Annotated in this window: 7 protein-coding genes; 2 read left to right on the top strand and 5 right to left on the bottom strand. The window is 73.7% G+C overall.

Annotated elements, in window-relative coordinates:
- Positions 1–240 precede the first annotated feature (240 nt).
- A complete protein-coding gene (locus tag ACFWP3_RS41065) occupies positions 241–933 on the bottom strand; it encodes a metal-dependent transcriptional regulator (protein WP_362303314.1) in 693 nt (230 codons plus the stop codon).
- Positions 934–1,168: 235 nt separating this feature from the next.
- On the opposite strand from ACFWP3_RS41065, the gene ACFWP3_RS41070 reads away from it, so the two are divergent.
- Positions 1,169–1,924 (top strand): SIS domain-containing protein, encoded by a 756-nt coding sequence (locus tag ACFWP3_RS41070; protein WP_384231929.1) that lies wholly within the window; start codon positions 1,169–1,171, stop codon positions 1,922–1,924.
- 30 nt (positions 1,925–1,954) lie between these two features.
- On the opposite strand, the gene ACFWP3_RS41075 is transcribed toward ACFWP3_RS41070, so the two are convergent.
- Both ACFWP3_RS41075 and pdxH read right to left on the bottom strand, forming a co-directional pair.
- A complete protein-coding gene (locus ACFWP3_RS41075) occupies positions 1,955–3,289 on the bottom strand; it encodes a PAS domain-containing protein (protein WP_384231931.1) in 1,335 nt (444 codons plus the stop codon).
- 464 nt (positions 3,290–3,753) lie between these two features.
- Positions 3,754–4,425, bottom strand: coding sequence for a pyridoxamine 5'-phosphate oxidase (pdxH, locus tag ACFWP3_RS41080; protein ID WP_384231934.1), 672 nt, complete (start codon positions 4,423–4,425; stop codon positions 3,754–3,756).
- Positions 4,426–4,625: 200 nt separating this feature from the next.
- On the opposite strand from pdxH, the gene ACFWP3_RS41085 reads away from it, so the two are divergent.
- Complete coding sequence (locus ACFWP3_RS41085; protein WP_384231937.1) at positions 4,626–5,732, top strand: citrate synthase 2; 1,107 nt, start codon at positions 4,626–4,628, stop codon at positions 5,730–5,732.
- An 82-nt stretch (positions 5,733–5,814) separates the two neighbouring features.
- On the opposite strand, the gene ACFWP3_RS41090 is transcribed toward ACFWP3_RS41085, so the two are convergent.
- Together ACFWP3_RS41090 and ACFWP3_RS41095 are read right to left on the bottom strand one after the other, a co-directional pair.
- Entirely contained in the window at positions 5,815–6,546 is a 732-nt protein-coding gene (locus ACFWP3_RS41090) for a TetR/AcrR family transcriptional regulator (RefSeq protein ID WP_384231940.1), read from the bottom strand.
- Positions 6,543–7,280: an enoyl-CoA hydratase family protein gene (locus ACFWP3_RS41095; RefSeq protein WP_384231942.1), complete on the bottom strand. Its 738-nt coding sequence runs from the start codon at positions 7,278–7,280 to the stop codon at positions 6,543–6,545. The genes ACFWP3_RS41090 and ACFWP3_RS41095 overlap by 4 nt, the downstream gene beginning before the upstream one ends.
- Positions 7,281–7,479 lie beyond the last annotated feature (199 nt).

Genomic DNA, 7,479 nt, shown 5'->3' on the forward strand with positions numbered 1-7,479 from the left:
TCCCCCAGGTACCCCCCGCATAACACCCCCCCCCCCCCCGCCGCCCCCCACCGTTGTGAAAACCCCCCCGGGCCCCCCGCCCCCCCGGGGCGCCCCGGCCCCGGCCCCCCCCGCCCCCGGGACCGACCACATCCACACATCGAACGTCCACATCGGACGTCTGCACCAGACGTCCACACCAGGCGCCTACATCAGACGCCTACACCAGACGTCCACACCAGACGCCCGCACCGGAACGGATCAGCGCTTCGCCACGAACACGTGCGAGGCGACCTCCGCGTCCAGTTCGGCGGCCTCGCCGCCGCTGCCGACCAGGACCCCGCCCGGGGACTCGGTCACGCTCACCACCGAGCCGGGCTGCACTCCCGCCCGGCGCAGCGTGTACATCAGCTGGGCGTCCGTCTGGATCGGCTCGCCGATCCGGCGCACGACCACGGTCTTGCCGTCGACGCCCGGGTCCAGCTCGTTGAGGCTGACCATGCCGTCCTCCAGGAACGGGTCCGCCTCGGCCTTCTCCCCCAGCTCCTCCAGGCCCGGGATCGGGTTGCCGTACGGCGACTCGGTCGGGTGACGCAGCAGCTCCAGCACCCGCCGCTCCACCGCCTCGCTCATCACGTGCTCCCACCGGCAGGCCTCGGCGTGGACCTGCTCCCACTCCAGGCCGATGACGTCGACGAGCAGACACTCGGCCAGCCGGTGCTTGCGCATCACGCGCGTCGCCAGCCGCCGCCCCTCCTCCGTCAGCTCCAGGTGCCGGTCGCTTGCCACGGCCACCAGGCCGTCCCGCTCCATCCGCGCCACCGTCTGGCTCACCGTCGGACCGCTCTGGTCGAGCCGCTCGGCGATACGGGCGCGCATGGGGACCACACCTTCCTCTTCCAGCTCAAGGATGGTGCGGAGATACATCTCCGTGGTGTCGATCAGTCCGGACATTCGTGCCCCTCGGATTGCGTGCGCTGGCCCTGCCCCCAATTCTGACGCATCGGGCGGAGAACCGTCCCGTACCGAGCGTCAAGCCCTCTCCCGGACATCTCCGCGACACGGGCGGCGGAGATCTTCCCCGGGATTGACGTTCGTATTGACACGCCCTTGGTCCAGACCGCACGGTGAGCGGCGGACACGGACCCACCCCGTCAACCCGCCCCGACCCCCGGAAGGCCATCGGCGTATGAGCGAGAGCAAGCTGGCCGGTCAGTTCTTCGACGCAGCCATCGGCCTGCTGGAGCGGGTGCGCGACGAGGAGGCCTCGCGGATCGCCGAGGCCGGCGTCCTCGTCGCCGACGCCGTGGCCGGCGGGAACCGGCTGTTCGCCTTCGGCGCCGGGCACTCCTCGCTGCCCGCCCAGGACGTGGTCTACCGGGCCGGCGGGCTGGCCCTGATGAACTTCCTCGCGGTCCCGGGCACGGCCGGCATCGATGTCATGCCCGCGACGCTCGGCAGTGCGCTGGAACGGGTCGACGGCCTCGCCGGCGCCGTCCTGGACAGCAGCCCCGCCTCCGACGGCGACGTCCTCGTGATCATCTCCCTCTCCGGGCGCAACGCGCTGCCGGTGGAGATGGCCATGAACGCCCGGGCCATCGGCCTCAAGGTGATCGGCGTGACCTCGGTGGCGTACGCGACGGGGACCAAGTCGCGGCACGTCTCGGGCAGCTTCCTGAAGGACCACTGCGACGTGGTCCTCGACAGCAAGATCGCGGTCGGTGACGCTGAGCTGAGCCTCGACGGCATCGACGCGCCCTTCGCCCCCGCCTCCACCGTCGTGACCAGCGCGATCATGCAGGCGGTCATGGCCGCGGCGGCCGGCGAGCTGGCCGGCCGCGGGATCGAGCCGCCGCTGCTGCGCTCGGGCAACGTCGACGGCGGCCACGAGTGGAACGGCCGCGTGATGCAGGAGTACGGCGACCGCATCTTCTTCCGCCACTAGGCCGCCCCTTCCGGCTCCGGCCGCCGGCGGCTACGGGGCACGCGTCCCCATCGCCGCTCCCGTCCCCGCCGCCAGGTCCAGGTCGGCGGCGATGCGGCCCGCGACCTCCTCCGCGTACGCCGCGTCCGGCCCCTCGAAGGCGGCCCGCGAGGGGCCCCGTACGAAGGTCACGGCCCCCAGGGTCCGCCCCCGGCTGCGCAGCACCGTGCACAGCACGTGCGCCGCGCCCTCGGGCCAGTGGCGGGCCCGCGCCCACTCCGGGTCCGCCGCCCCGCGCGGGGCGCTCGTGCGCACCGAGCCGATCCGGTCGAGCGCCTGGAGCGCCGGGTGCCCGGCCTCGTAGCGCACGGGGATCGCCCCGGGCCCCGGCAGTGCGGGCGGCGAGACGGCGGAGCGGACGAGCCGGCGCCGCTCGGGACCGGCCGAGAGGTCCAGTACGTCCAGCAGCGCGTGCTCGGCGAAGCCCGCGAGGGCGAAGTCCAGGCGGACGGCCGCCGCTTCCGCCGGGTCCTCGCACTCGGCGGCGGCCCGGCCCGCGCGGTGCAGCTGGTGCGAGCGGAACCGCAGCTGCGCGGTGTCCAGCTGGGCCTGCCGGGCCTCGGTGACGTCCTGGAACAGCCAGCCGACCCCGAGCGGCACCGGCTCCTCCGCGAGCGGCGAGGCCAGCCGCAGGAACCCGCAGCGCAGGCACCGGCGCCGCGCCCCTTCCGGCGTCCGCACGGACACCCACAGCTCCACGGGGGCAGGCGGCGCCCCCTCGGCGAGCACGTGCTGGAGGGCGCCTTCCAGCTCCTCCACGCCCTGGAGGAGCAGCTCGCCCAGCGGGCGGCCGAGCAGCGCGGTGCGCCCGGCGCCGAGGGCGCGCGCGGCGTGCGCGTTGACCACGGCGGGCCGCAGGTCGACGTCGACGAGGACGACGCCCCACGCGGCGTCCTCCAGCAGGGCCTCGCTCAGCGCGATGGACCGCTCCAGGTCGATCTGCGCGTGCACCTCGCTGAAGGCGCAGTACACGCCGGCCGGTTTCCCGTCCGCGCCCGGCACCCCGGCGGACTGGGTGCGTACGAGGACGCGCCCGCCGTCCTTGGTCACCAGCGCGAACTCGTGCACCTGCCGGCCGGGCACGTCCTGGGCGGACATGAGCCGCTCCTGCACGTCCTGCGCGTCGGCGGCCCGCACCGCCCAGCCCTCGAAGCCCTTGCGGCCCACGGCCTCGGCGGCCGACCAGCCGAGGATCCGCTCGGCCTCGCGGTTCCAGTGGGTGATCACGCCGTCGGAGTCGAACGCGCACAGGGCGGCGTCCATCCCGTCCAGCAGCGCTGCGAGCAGATCGTCGTCGGTGGTCTCGTCACGTCCGGAAGCAGTCACCTGGCACCCCCAGCAGGTGTTCGCGTGTGCGGCACGTCAGATCATTGAACTGGAACGTGACGCAGCCCACACCCCGTTCCCCCGAATACCCCGTAATGATCCGTTTCGGCCGGAGCGGCGGGACGGACCGGGCTCTCGGGCGGGTCCGGAAAAAATCAGGTTGTGCCCCGCCGGACGGGCTCCTAGGCTCTGCCGTACACGAGAAGGGAGGTGGTTCCCGAAATGTACGGAAACCGGACGCGTGAGGTGGCTGCGGGCTAAAGCGCCCGTCGTCGCACGCACCCAGTGCGGTGCCCGGCGGGAACGCCAGGCGCCAATCCCAAGCAGTCACCCGACCCGCGGGCTCGCCGGTACGTCCGGCCGGCCCCTCCCCACTGCAGGGGGAGGGACCCGAGCCCGCGGGTCGCCTGTTTTCCAGGTACCCGCGGACCTTCGGGCTTCGCGGGCCTACGCGCTTCGCGGGCCTACGGGCAGAGCCGCTCGACGCGCCACTTGGCGGCGTCCGCGCCGTCGCGCACGTACCGCAGCCGGTCGTGGAGGCGGTTCTCGTGGCCCTGCCAGAACTCCACCTCGTCCGGGACCACCCGGTAGCCGCCCCACTCCGGCGGGACGGGGACCTGCTCGCCCTCCGGATAGCGCTGCTCCAGCTCCGCGTAGCGGCGGTCCAGCTCGGCGCGCGAGGCGATCACCTGCGACTGGTCGCTGGCCCAGGCGCCCAGCTGCGAGCCGTGCGGGCGGGAGCGGAAGTACGCGGCCGTCTCGTCGCGGCCGACCCGGGCGGCCGTGCCGGTCACGATGACCTGGCGGGCGATGGGGTGCCAGGGGAACAGCAGGGCGATCTGCGGGTTCTCGGCGAGGTCACGGCCCTTGCGGGAGCCGTAATTGGTGTAGAAGACGAAACCGCGCGCGTCGAACTGCTTCAGCAGCACCGTGCGGGAACTCGGACGGCCCCCGGCCGTGGCGGTCGAGACGATCATCGCGTTGGGCTCGAAGACGTGCGCGACGGCGGCCTGCTGGAACCATCGCGCGAACTGGTCCATGGGATCGTCGGCGAGGCTCTCCTCGGGCACGATCTCGGAGCGGTACTGCTTGCGCATGAGGGCGGGATCAAGGTCCTGATGGGTCACGCCGGTCATCCTGCCGCAGTGCGCCCGCCGCGGGTGTGCCGTATGTCACGCTTCCGCAGTCCAGCCGGAACGGACAAAATCTTGGGGCCGGTCCGACGGTCCCCGCACGGATGACCATCGGCCGTGCCGGGCATCAACGGGGATGACCGCGCCGGACCGCGAATCACGCCGGGAGCCGCGCGTGTTCGCACTATCTGAGGAGCCGCCTGATGTCCGACTTCGTACCCGGGCTCGAAGGGGTCGTCGCGTTCGAGACGGAGATCGCCGAACCCGACAAGGAAGGCGGTGCGCTCCGCTACCGCGGTGTCGACATCGAAGACCTCGTCGGACACGTGTCCTTCGGGAACGTGTGGGGCCTGCTGGTCGACGGTGCGTTCAACCCCGGACTGCCCGCCGCCGAGCCCTTCCCGATCCCCGTCCACTCCGGTGACATCCGCGTCGACGTGCAGTCCGCGCTCGCCATGCTCGCCCCGGTGTGGGGTCTGAAACCGCTCCTGGACATCGACGAGCGGACCGCCCGCGACGACCTCGCCCGCGCGGCCGTCATGGCGCTGTCGTACGTCGCCCAGTCCGCCCGCGGCCAGGGCCTGCCCATGGTCCCGCAGCGGGAGATCGACAAGGCGGAGTCCGTCGTCGAGCGGTTCATGATCCGCTGGCGGGGCGAGCCGGACCCCAAGCACGTCAAGGCCGTCGACGCCTACTGGACCTCGGCCGCCGAGCACGGCATGAACGCCTCCACCTTCACCGCGCGCGTCATCGCCTCCACCGGCGCGGACGTGGCGGCGGCCCTGTCGGGCGCCGTCGGCGCGATGTCCGGTCCGCTGCACGGCGGGGCGCCCTCGCGGGTGCTCGGCATGATCGAGGAGATCGAGCGCACCGGCGACGCGGTGGCGTACGTGAAGAAGGCCCTCGACAAGGGCGAGCGGCTGATGGGCTTCGGGCACCGCGTCTACCGCGCCGAGGACCCGCGTGCGCGCGTGCTGCGGCGCACGGCCAAGGAGCTGGACGCGCCGCGCTACGAGGTGGCCGCCGCGCTGGAGAAGGCCGCGCTGGAGGAGCTGCACGCGCGCCGCCCCGACCGGGTGCTGGCCACCAACGTGGAGTTCTGGGCCGCGATCATGCTGGACTTCGCGGAGGTCCCGGCGCACATGTTCACGTCGATGTTCAGCTGCGCCCGTACCGCCGGCTGGTCGGCGCACATCCTGGAGCAGAAGCGCACGGGCCGCCTGGTGCGCCCGTCGGCCCGCTACATCGGCCCCGGCCGGCGTGACCCGCAGCAGATCGAGGGCTACGCGGACATCGCCGGCACGGCCTGATCCGGCCGGCAAGCGTACGTATGAAGGGCGCCGTACCCCCGTGGTGGGGTGCGGCGCCCTTCGGGTGCGGACCGGGCCCGGCTCAGCCCAGGGTCGCGTCGAGGATGCGGGCCCACTGGGCGACCACGCGGTCGCGGCGGGCCGTGTCGTCGGTGAGCACGTTGGCCAGGCCCAGGCCGCGGGCCATGTCGAGGAGGCCCTGCACGGTCTCCCGTACGCCCGGTACGGACTCGTCCGCCCCCAGCAGCTCCACGGCGATGCGGTGGGTCTCCCGGCCGACCCGGGCCTCCAGTTCGGTGACCCTGGGGCGCAACTGCTCCTCGTTCGAGGCGGCGACCCACAGCTGGAGCGCGGCCCGGAACAGGGTGCCCGTGTACAGGTCGACGAGCGCCTCGACCACGGCGGGGCGGGCGGCCGGGCCGGCGTGGAAGAGGTCGCGCAGGGCGGTGGACCGCTCCTCGGCGACGTACTCGACGGCCGCGGTGAACAGGTCCTCGCGGGTGCGGAAGTGGTGCTGGGCCGCGCCGCGGGAGACCCCGGCCCGCTCGGCGACGACCCCGACGGTGGAGCCCGCCCAGCCGTGTTCGGCCAGGCAGGACACGGCTGCCTCGAGGAGGTGGCGGCGGGTGACGCGGCTGCGGGCCTGCTTGGGGCCGGGGGGCGGGGGTGGGGGTGCCTCGGCGGGTGGGGGTTGGGGTGCGGGTGCTTTGTCGGGTGCGGGTGCTGCCTCGGGTGCGGGTGCTGCCTCGGGTGCGGCCGCTTCGTTGGGTGCGGCCGCTTCGTTGGGTGCGGGTGCTTCGGCCGCCTGGCTCACAGCGACCACGACGGGGCGCGGCGCTCGAAGCGGGCGGTGATGCCCTCGCGGGCCTCGGCCGAGCCGAAGAGCTCCGCGGACAGTTCGGTCAGGCGGGTGCCGTCGCGGTCCAGGGTCTCGCGTACGGCGGCGGCGGTCAGCGCCTTGGTGGCGGCCAGGCCCTGCGGGGAGGCCTTGCGCAGGCCGGCGAGGACCGGTTCCAGGGCCGCGTCCACGTTCTCCGCGTACAGGGTGAGCAGGCCGATGCGGGTGGCTTCGGCGGCGTCGAACGCCTCGGCGGTGAGGAAGTAGCGGGCCGCGGCGCGCGGGTCCAGGCGCGGGAGCAGCGGCATGGAGATCACGGCGGGGGCCAGGCCGAGGTGGGTCTCGGTGAAGGCGTACGAGGACTGCGGTCCGGCGGCGGCGATGTCGCAGACGCCGAGCAGACCGAGGCCGCCGGCCCGGACGTGGCCGGTGACGCGGGCGAGTACGGGCTTGGGCAGTTCGGCGATCTCGCGGAGCAGGGCCAGGAAGTCGGCCGGGGCGCAGGGAGACTTGAGGTCGGCCCCGGCGCAGAAGGTGGTGCCGGTGTGGGTGAGCAGGACGGCACGGACCGCCGGGTCCGCCCCGGCGTCGGCGAGCGCGGCGCGGAGGTCTGCGACGAGGTCGGCGGAGAGGGCGTTGCGGTTGGCCGGGGAGTCCAGGGTGAGGGTGGCGATGCCGGTCGCTCGCGCGGCGTGGACGGGTCGATCCATGTCTCCTCCGGAGGGGTATGCGGTGGCCCTGCGGGCAGCTCAACGGTATGCGGGCGGCTCGGCGGTGGCGGGGCGGTCCGTGGTGCCCCGCAGGGGTGTCTCCTCGGCTCGCGCACCGGGGCCGGTCCGACGCCATCGGCCCCGGTTGCGCGCTCGTCCTGCGGGGACACCCCTGCGCGGCACCACTCCCCTCCTCCAC

The sequence above is a fragment of the Streptomyces sp. NPDC058525 genome, assembly GCF_042719495.1.
Taxonomy (GTDB): Bacteria; Actinomycetota; Actinomycetes; order Streptomycetales; family Streptomycetaceae; genus Streptomyces.

Bases quoted from the DNA above. Each gene is read 5' to 3' on its own strand.
- ACFWP3_RS41065 (WP_362303314.1), bottom strand. From the start codon at position 933: ATGTCCGGACTGATCGACACCACGGAGATGTATCTCCGCACCATCCTT.
- ACFWP3_RS41070 (WP_384231929.1), top strand. From the start codon at position 1,169: ATGAGCGAGAGCAAGCTGGCCGGTCAGTTCTTCGACGCAGCCATCGGC.
- pdxH (WP_384231934.1), bottom strand. From the start codon at position 4,425: ATGACCGGCGTGACCCATCAGGACCTTGATCCCGCCCTCATGCGCAAG.
- ACFWP3_RS41085 (WP_384231937.1), top strand. From the start codon at position 4,626: ATGTCCGACTTCGTACCCGGGCTCGAAGGGGTCGTCGCGTTCGAGACG.
- ACFWP3_RS41095 (WP_384231942.1), bottom strand. From the start codon at position 7,280: ATGGATCGACCCGTCCACGCCGCGCGAGCGACCGGCATCGCCACCCTC.